15 protein-coding genes and 1 pseudogene are annotated in these 16548 nt (G+C 61.6%); 13 read left to right on the plus strand and 3 right to left on the minus strand.

What is annotated here, in order from left to right:
* The first annotated feature begins 427 nt into the window (after positions 1-427).
* Both BC360_RS29745 and BC360_RS31170 read left to right on the plus strand, forming a co-directional pair.
* Positions 428-919 (plus strand): DNA cytosine methyltransferase, encoded by a 492-nt coding sequence (locus BC360_RS29745; RefSeq protein ID WP_065797906.1) that lies wholly within the window; start codon positions 428-430, stop codon positions 917-919.
* A gap of 687 nt (positions 920-1606) precedes the next feature.
* A complete protein-coding gene (locus BC360_RS31170) occupies positions 1607-1732 on the plus strand; it encodes a LuxR C-terminal-related transcriptional regulator (protein WP_083222787.1) in 126 nt (41 codons plus the stop codon).
* A 317-nt stretch (positions 1733-2049) separates the two neighbouring features.
* Here the strand turns inward: BC360_RS31170 and BC360_RS29755 are convergent, their stop codons facing one another.
* On the minus strand, positions 2050-3111 hold the full coding sequence (locus tag BC360_RS29755; RefSeq protein WP_065793311.1) for an aldo/keto reductase: 1062 nt from the start codon (positions 3109-3111) through the stop codon (positions 2050-2052).
* An 18-nt stretch (positions 3112-3129) separates the two neighbouring features.
* Complete coding sequence (locus BC360_RS29760) at positions 3130-4215, minus strand: LacI family DNA-binding transcriptional regulator (RefSeq protein ID WP_065784696.1); 1086 nt, start codon at positions 4213-4215, stop codon at positions 3130-3132.
* A gap of 196 nt (positions 4216-4411) precedes the next feature.
* Between BC360_RS29760 and BC360_RS29765 the strand changes: the two genes are divergently transcribed.
* The 8 genes and pseudogenes from BC360_RS29765 to BC360_RS31175 form a co-directional block, all read left to right on the plus strand.
* Entirely contained in the window at positions 4412-5434 is a 1023-nt protein-coding gene (locus BC360_RS29765) for an ABC transporter permease (RefSeq protein WP_065797907.1), read from the plus strand.
* A gap of 30 nt (positions 5435-5464) precedes the next feature.
* Positions 5465-6475 (plus strand): substrate-binding domain-containing protein, encoded by a 1011-nt coding sequence (locus tag BC360_RS29770; protein ID WP_065784739.1) that lies wholly within the window; start codon positions 5465-5467, stop codon positions 6473-6475.
* Between the two features lie 75 nt (positions 6476-6550).
* Positions 6551-8119: a sugar ABC transporter ATP-binding protein gene (locus tag BC360_RS29775; RefSeq protein WP_065784698.1), complete on the plus strand. Its 1569-nt coding sequence runs from the start codon at positions 6551-6553 to the stop codon at positions 8117-8119.
* Positions 8116-9150, plus strand: coding sequence for an ABC transporter permease (locus tag BC360_RS29780; RefSeq protein WP_065784699.1), 1035 nt, complete (start codon positions 8116-8118; stop codon positions 9148-9150). The genes BC360_RS29775 and BC360_RS29780 overlap by 4 nt, the downstream gene beginning before the upstream one ends.
* 23 nt (positions 9151-9173) lie before the next feature.
* The gene (locus BC360_RS29785) at positions 9174-10175 is read left to right on the plus strand and encodes a dihydroxyacetone kinase subunit DhaK (protein WP_065784700.1); all 1002 of its coding nucleotides are present in this window, start codon (positions 9174-9176) and stop codon (positions 10173-10175) included.
* 4 nt (positions 10176-10179) lie between these two features.
* Entirely contained in the window at positions 10180-10827 is a 648-nt protein-coding gene (locus BC360_RS29790) for a dihydroxyacetone kinase family protein (protein ID WP_065784701.1), read from the plus strand.
* A 37-nt stretch (positions 10828-10864) separates the two neighbouring features.
* On the plus strand, positions 10865-12490 hold the full coding sequence (locus BC360_RS29795; RefSeq protein ID WP_065797908.1) for an FGGY-family carbohydrate kinase: 1626 nt from the start codon (positions 10865-10867) through the stop codon (positions 12488-12490).
* Between the two features lie 375 nt (positions 12491-12865).
* Positions 12866-13007, plus strand: a pseudogene (locus tag BC360_RS31175) (transposase); the annotation flags it as partial.
* 63 nt (positions 13008-13070) lie between these two features.
* On the opposite strand, the gene BC360_RS29800 reads toward BC360_RS31175, so the two are convergent.
* Positions 13071-13673, minus strand: coding sequence for a 3-oxoacid CoA-transferase subunit B (locus BC360_RS29800; RefSeq protein ID WP_083222788.1), 603 nt, complete (start codon positions 13671-13673; stop codon positions 13071-13073).
* Between the two features lie 579 nt (positions 13674-14252).
* Here BC360_RS29800 and BC360_RS29805 point away from each other — a divergent pair.
* From BC360_RS29805 to BC360_RS29815, 3 genes are read left to right on the plus strand one after another with little or no spacing between them, the layout of a single operon-like run.
* The gene (locus BC360_RS29805) at positions 14253-14654 is read left to right on the plus strand and encodes a DUF350 domain-containing protein (protein WP_065797909.1); all 402 of its coding nucleotides are present in this window, start codon (positions 14253-14255) and stop codon (positions 14652-14654) included.
* A gap of 10 nt (positions 14655-14664) precedes the next feature.
* A complete protein-coding gene (locus tag BC360_RS29810) occupies positions 14665-15279 on the plus strand; it encodes a DUF1190 domain-containing protein (RefSeq protein ID WP_065797910.1) in 615 nt (204 codons plus the stop codon).
* 1 nt (position 15280) lies between these two features.
* Complete coding sequence (locus BC360_RS29815; protein WP_065797911.1) at positions 15281-16432, plus strand: glutathionylspermidine synthase family protein; 1152 nt, start codon at positions 15281-15283, stop codon at positions 16430-16432.
* Positions 16433-16548 lie beyond the last annotated feature (116 nt).

Genomic DNA, 16548 nt, shown 5'->3' on the forward strand with positions numbered 1-16548 from the left:
GAGAAAAATTCTCCCCGGCTTATTCCACCATACGTAACACGCATCACAACACCCTCTGCAGTTGCAGCAGTGACCGGTCGGTGCTTCCAAGACAAACGCCCGACTTGATTTACCCAACACGGTATCTACGCCCTCGGCGTCCTTTTAGACGCACGTAGGGCCGCTGCCGCCCTTGAACCGCGGCATTGTCACGCCCAATCGGTTCCGTCGGGTCCTAGCCGCAGGGGTCTCGCCATGGAAAAAGGATCGCCAGAAACCGGCGTAATGGGAACGGCGGAAAGTCCAACAAGTTTTGCGACTTTCGTCGCCATCGGCCTCTCTGCCGCTTCGCCGGATGGATCAGCCAGCGCATATCCATGCCGCAGGTCGTGGAGCTTGAGGATGCGTGTGCGGATCTCGAACTCCCGGAGGAGGAAGGTGTCCTGTGATGCGTGTTCTGTCTACTTTCTCCGGCATCAGTGCGGCGTCCGTCGCATGGAAACCTCTGGGATACGAGTTCGCGGCATACTGTGAGCCGTCCGCATTCCAGTGCCACGTGCTCAATCAGCGTCTCGACGCATCGGCTCCGAAATACCTGCCTAAAGAAGCTTCCGAAAGCGGTACTGTCGGCTCAGGAGACGTGATTTGGGCGCCCGTCTTTGGAACTCTGAACGCGAGCGGTGCTGGAATGTCTCGCCCGGCCGGGCAAGGCAACCAGATGGATTTCGTTATCGTGACGAGCGACGGAACCGTTCGCCGTCCAACGCCGCTGGAGTGTGAGCGCGCGCAGGGCTTCCCGGATAACTGGACAGTTGTCGTTGTCGGCGGTCGCCGTGCGTTGGATATCGTGCGGTATCGAGGCGTCGGCAACAGCATGAGCGTCCCGGTTATGGAATACATCGGCTACCATCGGCGCCGCCGAATTCGCGCAGCAGGATAGGATCGGAGCATGACCCGCCGTTTGAGCAGGACCGACGCCAAGCGCGCAGCTCAAAGCGACACGGTCCGGTAGCGGCCGCCCGGCCGTAGGTGGCAGCGAAGCTAGCGGGTCCAGCATCCGGAACAGCACGGGTGTGTCTTGACCGACTAGGTGCCTGCGACGCCGCCGAGATCGGAGCAAAACATGGCATCGCGTGGATGCCGCCGACGTGGTCAAGGCGAGCGAGAATGCGGACAGGGGTGTTTCCCTTCCATGATGGAGACTATCAAAGTGCGGAAGAAACATTTTACGGTTAAACTGGCGCTGGTCGGTTCTCGTGAACAGCACCGGCTTGGTGAAGTCGACAACGAGCAGGTCTACGAATGCGCGTACGAGCGGACCCGGAGAATTTGGGGCCGGCTCCTGCAGAACGATCAGACAGGTGAGGTTGGGACGCGCACCAGCTAAATAGGCTCGTTGGTGACGTCGTTCAACAGGCGACCGTCTCGGAGGAAGACGACGACGTTCTCGAAGCGCTCGGCGCTGGAGCGGCCGGCTATGTCCTGAAGGGCCGGCATTGGAGCTGGTCGCGGTCGCCGAGGGGCGTTCTTATATGTCACCCAACCTCGGCATGCGGCTATTCGGCGTTATCCGCAGCAGAACGCAGGAGCACAAGGTCGCGAAGCTGATCGGGCGATCGCCGAGGAAATGGGCGTTCAGGTCAAGACCATCAAGTTTCATGTCAGCCGGCTGCTGACGAAGCTCGGAACGAAAAACCGCGTCGAGGCTGCACTGATGGCGCAACGGCATTTAAACGCTTCAAGCAATCAGTGACATGGTCTGCAAGCAACACAGCCTGAGCTGTTGCGTCGTTGAGAGTGGTGACGCCGTCTTGGTGAGCACTCCCCCCCCCAAAGCCTTCACAGTAGGGAGCGTTCTACGTCCCTTGAATAGCCGCAACCGCCCGGCCAAGGCATTCGCCTCGAATGGCAGCCACCCGAAAGGATTTTGGCAGTTGCTTAATGTGAGGCAAAGCTTGTGGGCGATACTGGGGGGCGCAGGTTCGCTTCCGTTCAAGGCGATATATCGGTCTGGCTCCGCCGCGCTTTTGCTTAAAGTGCAGGGTCCTCTTCCGCCACCGGAACACGTACTTAGATCATGCCAAGATCTGCGTAGCTGTCATGCAGCACCCGGTCGCCGGCGCTGAAACGCGCGCTGGCGAAATTGTGCTGGTGCCAGTAGGGATAGATACAGGGCAGGCGGCTGACCTTGTTCAGCGTGCCAAGTTCGTCCTCGGTAAGCGTGAGGTCCACGGCTGCGATGTTGTCGCGGAAGTGTTCTTTGCTGAGGCCGCCGACGACGAGGCTCGATATGGCGGGGCGTGACAGCGTCCAGGCTAGTGAGACCTGCGCCACCGTGACACCGCGGTTCCTGGCGATCGCCTCCAGCGCTTCGACGATCGTCCACAGGCGTTCCTGATCGCGGATCGGCGGTTCGCTCCAGCCGGCAGTCTGACGGGAGTCGGCCGGCTGCCTGCCACGGCCGAAGGCGCCAGAGAGAAGACCGGCGGCTAGCGGACTCCAGACCATCACGCCGAGGCCCTGATCGACCGAAATCGGCAGCAGCTCGTACTCCGCCTCGCGTGCTTCCAGCGTGTAGTGGATCTGCTGGGTCACGAAGCGCGGCAGGTTTTTCGCCTCCGCCACGCCCAGCGCCTTCATGATATGCCATCCGGAATAGTTCGAGCAGCCGATATAGCGGATCTTGCCCTGCTGGCGCAGCGTGTCGAGCGCCGAGAGCATCTCCTCGACCGGAGTCACGCCGTCCCATTCGTGCATGAAGTAGATGTCGATATGGTCGGTCTTCAGGCGCTTGAGGCTCAGTTCGCACTCGCGGATCAGATGGTAGCGCGAGGTCCCCTCGTCGTTCGGCCCGTCGCCGATGCGCATGCGCGCCTTCGATGAGATCAGCACCCTATTGCGCTTTTCGCCGAGCGCCTCGCCGAGAATTTCCTCCGAGCGGCCGAGCGAATACATGTTGGCGGTGTCGAAGAGATTGACGCCGCCGTCGATGCAGCAGTCGATGAGACGCCGGGCCTCGGGAACCCCCTGGTTCGCTACCCGGGAAAAGGCGCCGACCCCGCCGAAGGAGAAGGTGCCCATTGCAATGGCCGAAACCTTGAGCCCCGTGCGGCCAAGTGTCCTGTATTCCATAATCGCTTCTCCTTCGGACTATTCCGCCGACTGCCGCGCCGCCCGCGCGGGACGGCTGTACGTCGCCTTCGGTGCGCCGTGCTCATGGCTGGCACGTAGCACGAGGTCCGCGCCGACGAGGATTTTAACCGGCGGCTGCGGTTCGGCGGCGGCGATGAGGTCGTCGAGAACGGTGACGGCGAGGTAGCCAATCTTGCGCTTCGAGACGTCGATCGTCGTCAGGCCGGGTTCCATGGTGCCGCTCTGCGGAAGGTTGTCGAAGCCGATGATCGAGACGTCCTGCGGTATGGCGATGCCGTGCTCCTTGAGCGCCCGGATGAAGCCGTAGGCGATGATGTCGTTCGTGCAGAAATAACATTCGGCGAGGTCGAGGCCGGTCGCGAGCAGCGTGCGCGTATCGAGATAGGCCCCGTCATAGGTCGATTCCACCGAAAGGATATCGGCCTCGTTCACCGGCAAGCCGAGGCGCGCCATGTTCTTGAAGAACGCCTCGCGGCGCAGGCGGAAGTTGGTCGTATCGACATGGGAGGCGACGAAGCCGATGCGCTGGAAACCCTGCATGCGGAAGCGGGACAGCACCTTGTAGACGGCGTCCTCGTTGTTCATGTCGACGAAATTGGCGTCGAGCACATCGTAGAACGTGTCAATGAAGACCGTCGGCAGGCCGAGGCCCTGGATCAACCTGATATCAGCTTCCGTCAACTCCGTGCCGAGGGCAATGACGCCGGAAATCGGCGCGCCGGCTAACGATTCCGCCACGGTGCTGATCGGCTGGCCCTCGAAGCTCACCACTTCCAGCGTGTAGTTGCGCCGCGTCGCCTCAGCAGACATGCCGTCGATATAGTCGGAGATGAAGACGCTGTGATCCCGGTTCACGGTGTGGCCGTGCTTGGCGATCTTCAGGAAGCGCAGTGTTTCGCCGGGTTCCGTGCTGCTTTTCGTGGCGCGCGGCACATAGTTCAGGCTTGCCACCGCCTCTAGCACGCGCGCACGCGTCACTCCGGAAATTTCCCCCTTGCCGTTCAACACGAGCGAAACCGTCGCGGCCGATACACCCGCCGCCTCCGCGATGTCCCTGATGGTCAGTTTTCCCGGTTTCTTCATGTGGAGGTTAGGGCCTCTTTATGCTGCGACTGCTAACAAGTTTACTAAACGATTTAGGTGGCCTTTGCGACGCCTAGGGCAATTTTTCGCCTTTCGCAACCGATATGTCGCGAAAATTGGGCTTGTCAGCGCAAATTTCCTTTGTTAGCGTTTTAGTGAAGATGCAGTTTGTTTAGTAAACAATTGGGAGGGGATTATGCAAAAAACCGGCGGGCAGCTGGCGATGCTGGTTGTCATAAACAGCCTTTTGCTCGTGGCGGGCGCCCTGATCTCCGGCGGCACGTTCCTCTCGGTTTTCAATCTCCAGTCCATGGCGAGCCAGGTGCCGGAAATCGGCCTTCTGGCCATTGGCGTCATGCTGGCAATGTGCGCCGGCAATGGCGGCATCGACCTGTCGGGCATCGCACTTGCCAACCTCTCGGGCGTACTCTCCGCCGTCATCGTCTCGTCCTTTCTGTCGGCGACGGAGAGTGGTGCGGCCTTCAGTCTCGCCTTCATCGCCGGCGCGCTCCTCGTCGGCTTTGCCGGCGGCGTCATCAACGGCCTCCTCATTTCGCGGCTGAACATCACGCCGATTCTCTGCACGCTCGGCACGCAGATGGCCTTCATGGGCCTTGCGGTGGTGGTCTCCAGCGGCAAGGCGGTGACGGTCGGCAGTCCGGCGCTGCTGTCCAGCATTGGCAACGACATGATCGCCGCCGTCCCGATCAGCTTCTTCGTCTTCGTGCTGGTCGCCGGCGTGGTTGCCGCGCTGCTGAAGTTCACGCCGTATGGCCTGTGGCTCATGCTGATGGGCACCAATCCCAAGGCAGCGGTCTATGCGGGCTTCCCCAAGAACGGCGTGATCATCGCCACCTATGCGATCTCAGGCACGCTGTCGGCCCTTGTTGGCGTCATCATCGCGGCGCGCAACGTCAACGTGAAGTTCGACTACGGCAGCTCCTACCTGCTCATCGCCATCCTCATCGCGGTGATGGCCGGCGTGAAGCCGGAAGGCGGCTACGGGCGTGTCATCTGTGTCGTGCTGAGCGCCATCGCCCTGCAGCTCATGTCGAGCCTGCTCAATTTCAGCGGCCTTTCCAACTTCGTGCGCGATTTCGCCTGGGGCCTGCTGTTGCTGACGTTCCTGGCCGTCGGACGCTACGACATCGCTGGCTTTCTGTCTCCGGGCCGCCGCTCGCAAACCCCTTCGGTGCCTGTCCCTCAAGCGCCGAAGTGAAAACAGGAGGGAAAATTCGTGGAGGAAAACATGAAGTCATTTTCAAAGAAGGTACTGGCTGGAACCACGGTTGCTGCCGTCGCGCTCGCGGGCTCCATCGGCACGCTGGTCGCCCAGGAAAAGCCTGTGATCGCCACCGTGGTCAAGATCAGTGGCATTCCGTGGTTCGACCGCATGAACACCGGCGTCGTCGCTTACCAGGAAGCCAACCCGGGTGTCGTTGCAAGCCAGAGCGGCCCGGCGACGGCGGACTCGGCCCAGCAGCTTCAGATCGTCAATGACCTCGTCGCCAAGGGCGTCAACGCGCTTGCCGTCGTGCCGATGGATCCGGCCGTTCTGGAAGGCACGTTCCAGCGCGCCATGGAGCGAGGCATCGTTGTCGTGACCCATGAAGCCGACAACCAGACGAACACCAACGCTGACGTTGAGGCCTTCGACAATGCCGACTACGGCGCTGCGCTGAACGAGCGCCTGGCCGAGTGCATGGGCAAGGAAGGCAAATGGACAACCTTTGTCGGTTCGCTCGGCAGCCGCACGCACATGCAGTGGGTCGGCGCGGGCGAGGAGAACGCCAAGAAATATACCGGCATGGAGCTCGTCGATCCGAACAACGAATCCTTCGACGACGCCAACGGCACGTACGAGAAGGCCAAGGAAATCCTGCGCAAGCACCCGGATATCAAGGGCTTCCAGACCTCGGCCGGCAACGACGTTCTCGGTGTCGGCCGCGCGATCGACGAGGCGGGCCTGAGCGGCAAGGTTTGCCTCGTCGGGACCGGCCTGCCGAACCCGTCGTCCGACCTTCTGGAATCCGGCGCCATCACGGCGATCGGCTTCTGGGATCCGCAGAAGGCCGGCATGGCGATGAATGCCGTCGCCAAGCTGCTGCTGGAGAAGAAGGACGTCACCGACGGTATGGACCTCGGCGTCGAAGGCTACAACAAGGTCTCGGTCAAGCAGGGTCCGGGCAAGGGCCTGCTTATCCTCGGCAACGGCATGGTGCTCGCCGACAAGGCGACCTACAAGGAACACCTGTTCTAATCCGGCAAACCGTCAGCCGGCCGGGAGGCTTGCCTTCCGGCCGAACCCGTCCGGCGTGGCGACGCGCCGGTCAGCATGAGGACAATTTCCGTGGCGGCACAAGCACATACCGCGCAGCAGTCGGCAGCGCTCCTTGAACTGAGAAACATCCAGAAGTGGTTCGGCGGCGTCCATGCCCTGCGCGGCATCGACCTCACGCTTCAGCCGGGCGAGGCCTATCATCTTCTCGGTGAGAACGGCTGCGGCAAGAGCACCGTCATCAAGATCATGTCGGGCGCCCATGCGCCGACATCGGGGGAGATCGTGCTTGGCGGCGAGTCCTTTTCGTCGCTGACGCCGATCCAGTCGCTCGCCGCCGGCATCGAGACCGTCTACCAGGACTTGTCGCTGCTGCCCAATCTCACCGTCGCCGAGAACGTCGCGCTGAACGAGCAGTTGGTAAACGCCAATGGCCGCCTCGCGCGCCTCTTCGACCGCAAGCGACTGCGGGAAACGGCGGTACGGGCGCTTGCCGCCGCGGGCCTGCCGACCGACGGCGCCTTCCTCAACACCATCGTTTCCGATCTGCCGCTCGCTTCCCGCCAGCTTGTCGCCATCGCGCGGGCAATTGCGACCCGCGCCAAGCTCGTGATCATGGACGAGCCGACCACGTCGCTGACGCGCCGCGAGGTGGACAATCTCATCCGCGTCGTCGAGCGCCTGCGCTCCGAAAACGTCGCCGTGCTCTTCGTTACGCACAAATTGGACGAATGTTACCGCATCGGCGGCCATGCCGTCGTCTTCCGCGACGGCCAGTGCGTCGCGCAGGGGCCGATTGCGAACTACAGCAAGAAGGAACTGGCCGAGCTGATGACCGGCCGTTCCATCGATGCGCAGCGCTATCGCACCGGCAAGCCGTCCGATGTCGAGCTCCTCAAAGTCGATCGTCTTGTCGCCGATGGCGTGCGGGGGATGAGTTTTGCCGTCAAGAAGGGCGAGATCCTCGGCATCACGGGCCTTGCCGATTCCGGGCGCAACGAACTTGCCATGGCCCTGACCGGCGTGGCCCCTGCGACCGCGGGTGTCGTGGCGCTTGATGGCAAGGCGGTATCGGTGCGATCGCCCGCAGAGGCCATCGAGCGAGGCATTGGCTACGTGCCGGAGGACCGGCTTGCCGAAGGCCTCTTCCTCGACAAGTCGATTTTCGAGAACGAGATCGCGCTCATCGTCTCGCGCCTCGCCAATTCGTTAGGCGTCGTCGACCGGGAGGAGGGGCGCGCGATTGCAGCCCGCCTGTCCGAGGAAATGCGCCTCAACACCAGGAATCTCGATCTGCCGGTCGGCGCGCTCTCGGGTGGCAACCAGCAGCGCGTGCTGATCGGCCGCTGGCTGAGCATTGCGCCGAAACTGCTCGTGCTGCATGGGCCGACCGTCGGCGTTGATGTCGGCTCCAAGGATACGATCTACCGGGTCATCCAGGCGCTCGCTGAAGCGGGCATGGGCCTCGTCATCGTCAGCGATGACCTGCCCGAACTCCTGCAGAACGCCGACCGCATCCTCGTCATGAACAGCGGCCGGGTGGTCGCAGAAGTGGATGCGGAGCAGGCAACCGAAGACCAGCTTTACAAGGCGATGCTGACGACCACGACGGAGACTCTGCAATGAGCGTTTCACGGACCGATGAACTCCACGGCGCCGCCGGCCAGTCGCGTTCCTTCAGCTTCGGGGAGCACGTGCGCCGCCGTCCGGAGACCATTACCTTCCTGCTGCTGGTGGCGATCTGCGTGATCGTCGCCGTGGTCAACCCGGCCTTCCTGCAGCCCTCGACGCTCATCGACATCGGCCGCGCCAGCGTGGTCATGGGACTGTTCGCACTCGGCGTCTTCATCATCCTGGCGGCGGGCGGCATTGACGTGTCCTTCACGGCGATTGCGGCTTTCACCATGTATTCGATGACCGTGCTCGTGCAGAGCTATCTGCCCAATCTGCCCATCGTCGTCGTTATCCTCATGGCGACGCTCGGCGGGGCGGCGCTCGGCATCATCAACGGCTTGCTCGTCCATCACCTGAAGGTGCCGTCGCTGATCGTCACCATCGGCACGCAGTATCTCTTCCGCGGCTTCCTGCTCTCCTTCATAGGCACGGTCTGGATCATGTCGCTGCCGCCGCAGATGGGGGCCTTCGGCCGCATGCCGCTCGTCCAGTTCGAATCTGCCAATGGCGCGCTCATCACACTGCCGTTCTATTTCCTCGTCCTGCCCATCGCGGCGTTCGGGACCTGGTGGATACTCAACCGCACGCTGATGGGCCGCGCCATTTTCGCGGTTGGCGGCAATGCCGACATCGCTAGCCGCCTCGGCTACAGCCTGCGCACCGTGCATGTCTTCCTGTTCGGCTATGCGGGCGCGCTCGCGGGCCTTGCCGGGATCATCCATGTCTGCGCCAACCGGCAGGCCAATCCCTTCGATCTCGTCGGTACCGAGATCAACGTCATCGCCGCCGTCGTGCTCGGCGGGGCGCGCATCACCGGCGGCACGGGCACGGTTCTCGGCACTCTTCTCGGCGTGCTCCTGATCGTCGTGCTCAACAGCGTGCTCGTCATGGTCGGCATTCCCAGCACCTGGCAGCGGCTGGTCGTCGGCAGCTTCATCCTGTTGGCCGCCGCCTTCTTCGTCACGCGACAACGCAAGAAATAACCCCCCATTCCCGGAGGAAATCCATGAAGAAATTCCTGAACGATCCCGTCAATTTCGTCGACGAAATGCTGGAAGGTATCTACAAGGCGCATCCCGCCGTCACCTACACGGCCGATGACCTGCGTTGCCTCGTCACGGCGAAGACCAGGCCCGGCAAGGTCGGTATCGCCACAGGCGGCGGCTCCGGGCATCTCCCGACCTTCCTCGGCTTCGTCGGCGACGGCATGCTGGACGGCGCGGCCGTCGGCGGCGTCTTCCAGTCGCCCAGCGCCGAGCAGATGTACCAGGTGACCAAGCACATCGATCAAGGTGCCGGCGTCCTCTATATTTACGGCAACTATACCGGCGACATCATCAACTTCGACATGGCGGCGGAACTTGCCGATCTCGACGGCATCGCCGTCAAGCAGGTCGTCGGCAATGACGACGTCGCCTCGTCGGTCGTTGGCGAGGAGCACAAGCGTCGCGGCGTTGCCGGCATCTTCTTCATCTACAAGGCTGCCGGCGCGGCCGCCGCGGAAGGCCTTCCGCTCGACCAGGTCGCGCGTCTTGCCGACAAGGCGCGCCTGCGTACCCGCACAATTGGCGTTGCCCTTTCGAGCTGTGTCGTTCCGGAAATCGGCCATGCCACCTTCTCCATCGGCGACGATGAGATGGAAATCGGCATGGGTATCCATGGCGAGCCCGGCATCAGCCGCAAGAAGCTGGCGCCGGCCGATGCCGTGGTCGACGAGATGATGGACCGCATCTTCGCCGAAACGGATTACAAGCAGGGCGACAACGTCGCCGTACTGATGAACGGCCTCGGCGGCACGCCGCTGGAAGAACTTTACATCCTCTTCCGCCGCGTCTCGCAACTACTGGATGTACGTGGTGTCACCGCAAAATACGTCTGGGTCGGCGAGTTCGCCACTTCGATGGAAATGGCCGGCGCCTCGATCTCGATCCTGCATCTCGACGATGAACTGGACCGCCTGGTCGCCGCTCCGGCCAACACACCATTCTTCCAGCACGTTGCGGAGTAATGCCATGACGCTTCAGACATTGAACGCCGCTGACCTCATCGACCTCTTCAAGAGCTGGAAGGGCCTCTTTGCCGAACAGCGCGAATTCCTCATTGCGCTCGATGGCAAGGTGGGCGACAGCGACCTCGGCATCACCATGAGCAAGTCCTTCGCCGCTGCTGCCGAAGCGCTCGAAGCGGAAGGGGAGGCGGCGGGCATCGCCAAGCTGCTGCGCACCGCCGGCGCCACCATGGCTCGTACCGCTCCCTCCACCATGGGAACGCTGACGGCGACCGGGTTCCTGCGCGCAAGCAAGGCCGTGGAAGGCAAGGAAACGCTGAATGCCGCTGATATGGCCGCCTTCTGGCGTGCTTATCGCGACGGTGTCGCCGAGCGCGGCAAGGCCAAGGTCGGCGACAAGACCTTGCTCGACGTGCTCGACCCGATCGCGGTGAGGCTGGAAGCTGAGGCTTCCGGTGGTGCGGCGCTTTCGGATGCGCTCAACGTGACGGCGGATGTGGCGGAACAGGCACTGGAGGGCACCAAGTCCATGCTCGCCCAGCATGGTAAGGCGGCGGCCTTCCAGGAAAAGACCGTCGGTTTGCAGGATGCCGGCGCGACGGTGGGTGCTTTCCTGATCCGCCGCATGGCCGACTTCGTCGCGGGCCGGTAGAACTTTCGGCAACCAGCAATGTCAGCGAGCTTGGCCCATGACCCAGTCCTCGGAATGCAATTCCCGCTACGTCGTAGGTGTCGATGTTGGCACCGGTAGTGCGCGGGCCGGCCTGTTCGACCTTTCGGGCGCCATGCTCGCCTCCGCCAAGCGGGACATTTCGCTGTTCCGCGCGGCGGGCGCGATCGTCGAGCAATCGAGCACGGAAATCTGGGACACTGTCTGCACGAGCGTGCGCGAGGCCGTGGTTAGTGCAGGTGTCGACCCGGCGTCGGTGGTCGGTCTCGGCTTCGACGCCACCTGCTCGCTCGTGGTGCTCGGTGAGGGCGGAGCGCCGCTCGCTGTCGGTTCCTCAGAAAAGCCGGAGCGCGACATCATCGTGTGGATGGATCACCGGGCCGTCGGGCAGGCGGAGCGCATCAACGCGATCGGCCATGACGTGCTGCGCTATGTCGGTGGGCGCGTCTCGCCGGAAATGCAGACGCCGAAGCTGCTTTGGCTGAAAGAGAACAGGCCGCAGGTTTTTCGTGCGGCCTGGCAGTTCTTCGATCTCGCCGATTTCCTCACTTGGAAGGCAACGGGCGATCTCGCCCGTTCGACCTGCACCGTCACCTGCAAATGGACCTATCTCGCGCACGAGAAGCGCTGGGATCCGAGCTATTTCGAGAAGGTCGGCCTCGCGGAACTCGCCGAAGAGGGCTTTGGTCGAATCGGTACTGAGATTGTCGAGCCGGGCACGCGGCTGGGGCAGGGGCTGACGCCCGACGCGGCGGCGGCCATGGGCCTGAACCCCGGTACGGCAGTTGCTGCGGGCATGATCGACGCCCACGCCGGCGGGATCGGCACGGTCGGCATCGGCGGCCGGTCGACCGAGAACCTCGCCTATGTCTTCGGTACTTCCTCCTGCACCATGACCTCGACGCAGGAGCCTGTCTTCGTGCCCGGAGTCTGGGGGCCGTACTACTCGGCCATGCTGCCGGGCCTGTGGCTCAATGAAGGCGGCCAGAGCGCCGCGGGTGCTGCTATCGATCAACTGCTCGCTTTCCATCCCGCCGCGCCGGAAGCGACGGCTCAGGCGTGTGCACGCGGGTGCTCGCTGCCCGTCTTCTTGGCCGAGATGGCTTCCGCCAAGGCTTCCTCATTGTCCGACGCCGTCCATCTTGCCACTGGCCTGCATGTGGTGCCGGAATTCCTCGGCAACCGCGCGCCCTTTGCCGATCCGCATGCAAGGGCTGTCATCGCCGGCCTCGGCATGGAGCGGAGTGTCGACAGCCTCGTCGCGCTTTACATCGCCGGTCTGTGTGGCATTGGTTACGGATTGCGGCAGATCATCGAGGCGCAGGCGCGGGAAGGGGCCTTGGTCGAACGCGTGGTGATCAGCGGCGGGGCGGGGCAGAGCGATCTCGTGCGTCAATTGCTTGCCGATGCCTGTGGAAAGCCGGTCGTCGCGCCGCGCGCGCAAGAGCCGGTCCTCCTCGGCTCTGCCATCCTCGGGGTGGTCGCTTCCGGCGCTTTCGCCGATGTCGCAGCCGCCATGGCCGCCCTCAGTTCCGTTTCGATGGTCTATGAGCCGGCAAGCGGCGAGATCGCCGACAGGCATGAAACCCGTTTCCGCTGCTTCGAGGACCTGCAGGCCGCCATGCGTGCGATGCTAGGCATCTAATTGCTGGAACTTGGGATTGGCGGTGTCCTCTTTCCGCACGGATGAAGCGTTTCCGCGACCTCACTGCCACAGGGATGAAGGGCCGGGGATCTGCCACGGAGGGCGCGCTCGTGCTGGATGCTTATGGATTTATGCGGCGCGCTCTGACCTGGCTGCTTCCAGCGCCTGTAGCTCTTCCAGCTTTTACCTCACTTCAACCCGGTGAGCCTGGGCTATGTCGCACGTCTCGGTGCAGTCTCTGTTCTTGCTAATTGACGGGTCGGGCAGCACGCGCACGGGCTGCCTTCAGCGGCATCGCATTGCATTTCGGCCAGCGTGTCCGCCACTGATACCTAAAAATAGACGAGATAGATCGTCCCCATCCATCTTTGCAATGTCTCCAGTTCCAGTCGCGAGTATGTTGGCGATGCGGTTCACGTCAATTCGGTGGAAGGCTTCAATTCCCGGACCCGCCGCACCATTGCCGGTGTGTTTCATCATATCAGTCCGCAGCACGCCGATCTCTATTTCCACGATGCGACCAACTTCTATTCGATGAAGAGCGTTGGTGGGCGACCGATGGGCGTAGCGGCGCTGGGCTTCATCTCAGGAAGCGGGCGGTCGTCTTCGATGCGACCTCATCTGCAGACACGCCATCAGCCAGTTCGATCAGCGAAAATGGTGCGGCAGGAGATTGGCGCTCAAAGACGCAAAGATCCGTTATGATCATGTCCACGACGTCGCGGCCGGTCAGCGGCAGGCTGCAGGAGGGTATGAACTTCAGCGACCCATCCTTTGACACGTGTTCCATCAGCACGACGATCTTTTTGACGCCCGCGACCAGGTCCATGGCTCCGCCCATCCCCTTGATCATTTTGCCTGGGATCATCCAGTTGGCAATATCGCCACTTTCGCTGACCTCCATGGCGCCGAGAACCGTCGAGTCGATGTGGCCACCGCGGATCATGGCGAAACTGTCGGAGCTCGAAAAATAACTGCTACTTGCCAACTCGCTGATTGTTTGCTTGCCTGCGTTGATCAAATCGGGATCCTCTTCCCCTTCGAAGGGGAAAGGTCCAATTCCAAGCATGCCGTTTTCAGACTGAAGCGTGACCTCAATGCCCGGCGGAATAGGCTCGCGACCGCGCGAACTCAGCCTGGCTGATCTTCTTCTTATGCATCCGCGCAATGACGCGTCGTTCATTCATACTCAACTGCACAAACGAGCGGGCCACTTCCATCCTCCAGAGACCATGGCCAATTTGTCTCTGTTGCATTTGAAAATGGAATCCGCCCCCGCAAATGTCGTACTAATCATGTGCGTCCTCTACGATAACATCCTGACATATATTGCTTTATTTAGCCTGGGATCCCGCTGACGCCAGTTGCATATTGCTAGCTACTTGTGACATTGCTCGCGGCGGTGGCGACATCGTCGCGACCGCACAGGCAAGATCCAGCCGGTCCGCCGGGTCAAGATCGTCGAGTATAAAGAACCGGGCCGGGTATTCACCGCAAATGCGATCAACGGCATCCGAGTGCAAAAGGGCGGGGTGCTTGTCGAGCTCGATCCGACGACCCGCGGGCAGAAGAGTAGGCACTGTAGCTGCGCCTTGACGCGTTGTGCACCGCGATCGTCGGCGGCAGGCGCAGCGGGACACGGTCGCTGCCTGGGCCAAGAGCGAGCCCTGGGTAGGCGCCGGCGGGCCGGCCCGGCCCCGGCCCCGGCCGGCGTCCGACGTGACTGAAGACGAGTTTCAATAGTATTTTGGAGAGACTAAGGATGTTTGGTTATGTTGAAGGGCTGCCAGCTTTTCTCGCCTATTTCGCTATCGGCTTAGCTGCCTATGCGATCTTTGCGACCGTCTACACCCACCTCACTCCCCATGCGGAGGCCAAATTGATCCGATCGGGAAACCTGGCTGCCGTCACCGCGTTCATGGGTGCCCTGATCGGGTTCAGTTTGCCGCTTGCCTCGGCGGCAGCCAATTCAGTGAGCATTCTCGATTACGTCATCTGGGCGGTCATTGGCATTGTCATGCAAGTGCTCGCCTTCTTCCTCGCGGGATTCACAATGCCAGGTCTCCACGAGAAGATAACGCGGGGGGATATGGCCGCGGGTCTCTGGGGCGGAGGAATTGCCCTGGCGGTCGGCATTCTCAATGCCGCTTGCATGACCTACTGAGGAAGCTCCGATGCGCAGACGACTTTCCGGCCGCACGCCTCCTATCCTTGCCCTCGGCACCATTGCGGCCTCCGGCCTTGCGTTGGCGAGTTGCGGCGACAACCCACCTACCGAAGATGTCATGTTCAAATCCGTAGACCAGTGCATGCAGGCCGGCATGGATGAGCAAGTTTGTCGGGCCGGTTATCAGGACGCAATGCGCGCCCACCTGGCGGGCGCTCCCCGGTTCGACCGTCGCGCCGCATGCGAAGCAGAATACGGGTGGGCGCAATGCACTCAGGCGCGCGGCGCCGACGGCAGCGGAAGCGCGGGCAGTTTCTTCATCCCCTTTATTGCAGGATACATGCTGTCTACCGGGTTCGAGAAAATTGACGATTATTACAAGTACCGCCGCCGAGAGGAGGAGCAGGGAGGCGGTGGTGGTGGTGGAGGGTACTCCGGCTCCCCCATCTATAGAACGCGCTCCGGCCAAACAGTGACGACGACGCCCGCGCCTGCCCGCGGCTCGCAGAGCGCCAGCGCCTCGTCTTCCCGATACAGTGTAAAGCCAGTCAATGTGAACACACGAACCGTGGCGCGCCAAGGATTTGGCGGACGTTCGTTCTCGTTTGGATTTGGCGGTTGACATGCACCGAATAAGTCTGCCGGCACGCCCGGATTGGCAGGACAAGGCACGTGCCGTCGGCTTTGGCTTCCACGAAATGTATGGCGAGCCGTATTGGCTTGATGACGCGGCCTACGTGTTTACGCTTGAGGAGATTGAAACCCAAATCGAAGGTCCGAGCGAGGAACTTCACGCAATGTGCATGGAACTCGTCACAGACATTGTGGGGAGTGATGAAAAGCTTCATCGGTTAGCGATCCCGGATGAGTTCCGTGAGGTCGTTCGTCGCTCCTGGCAACAGGGCGAGCGACATCTCTATGGCCGGTTTGATTTGGCCTATGACGGCAGCGGACCCGCCAAACTTCTCGAGTACAATGCTGACACACCGACTTCGATTTTCGAGTCGGCTTTCTTTCAGAATAATTGGCTGACGGATCAGGTTGCGCTCGGTGTTTTGCCGGCCAATGCCGATCAGTTCAACTCCCTGCAGGAGAGCTTGGTCGAAGCTTTCCAACAATTCGACACAAGCTCCATTTTCCATTTCGCCGCAATGACAGACAATGAGGAAGATCGCGGCACGACGGTCTATCTCATGGATTGCGCTGTGCAAGGCGGTCACCGCGTCGAGCTACTCGACGTTCGTGATATTGGCGTGGATGGCATTGGCCGCTTCACGGATTTGAAGGACCGCGTCATCGATCGATGTTTCAAACTCTATCCCTGGGAATTTATGTTTCGGGAGGGCTTCAGTTCTCATCTGCCCCAATCAGGATCGATCTTCGTTGAACCCGCCTGGAAGGCGGTTCTCGCAAATAAAGGTCTTCTTGCATTCTTGTGGGAGCGGTATCCGAACCATCCAAACCTTCTGCCGAGTTTTTTTCCCGACGATCCCCCACCGCTTTCAAACTACGTCCGCAAGCCATTGCTTTCCCGTGAAGGCGAGAATGTAAGTGTCTATCGCGACGGCAGGGAGTTCCTGTCTCTGGGGGGCAGCTACGGCGACGAAGGCTTCGTGATACAAGCGTATGCGCCGCTGTTTCACAGTGAGGCTGGCTACGCGGTGCTGGGGAGCTGGATTGTCGGCGACCGTTCTTGTGGCCTCGGCATCCGCGAGGATCGTACTTGCATCACCGCGAATTTGTCGCGGTTTGTACCCCACATAATCTTAGACTGACCTATGGAAGGAGAGGTCGTAGTCGTACCGCTTCTTCAAACCTCGGAGCGTCGCGTGGGAGTGAGTGGTATTCTCGTTCCGTACTGAAGAGATGGCATAATGGATCGAAGGGAACT

Origin of the sequence: Ensifer sp. LC163 (assembly GCF_001695855.1) — a bacterium.
Classification (GTDB): Bacteria; Pseudomonadota; Alphaproteobacteria; order Rhizobiales; family Rhizobiaceae; genus Ensifer.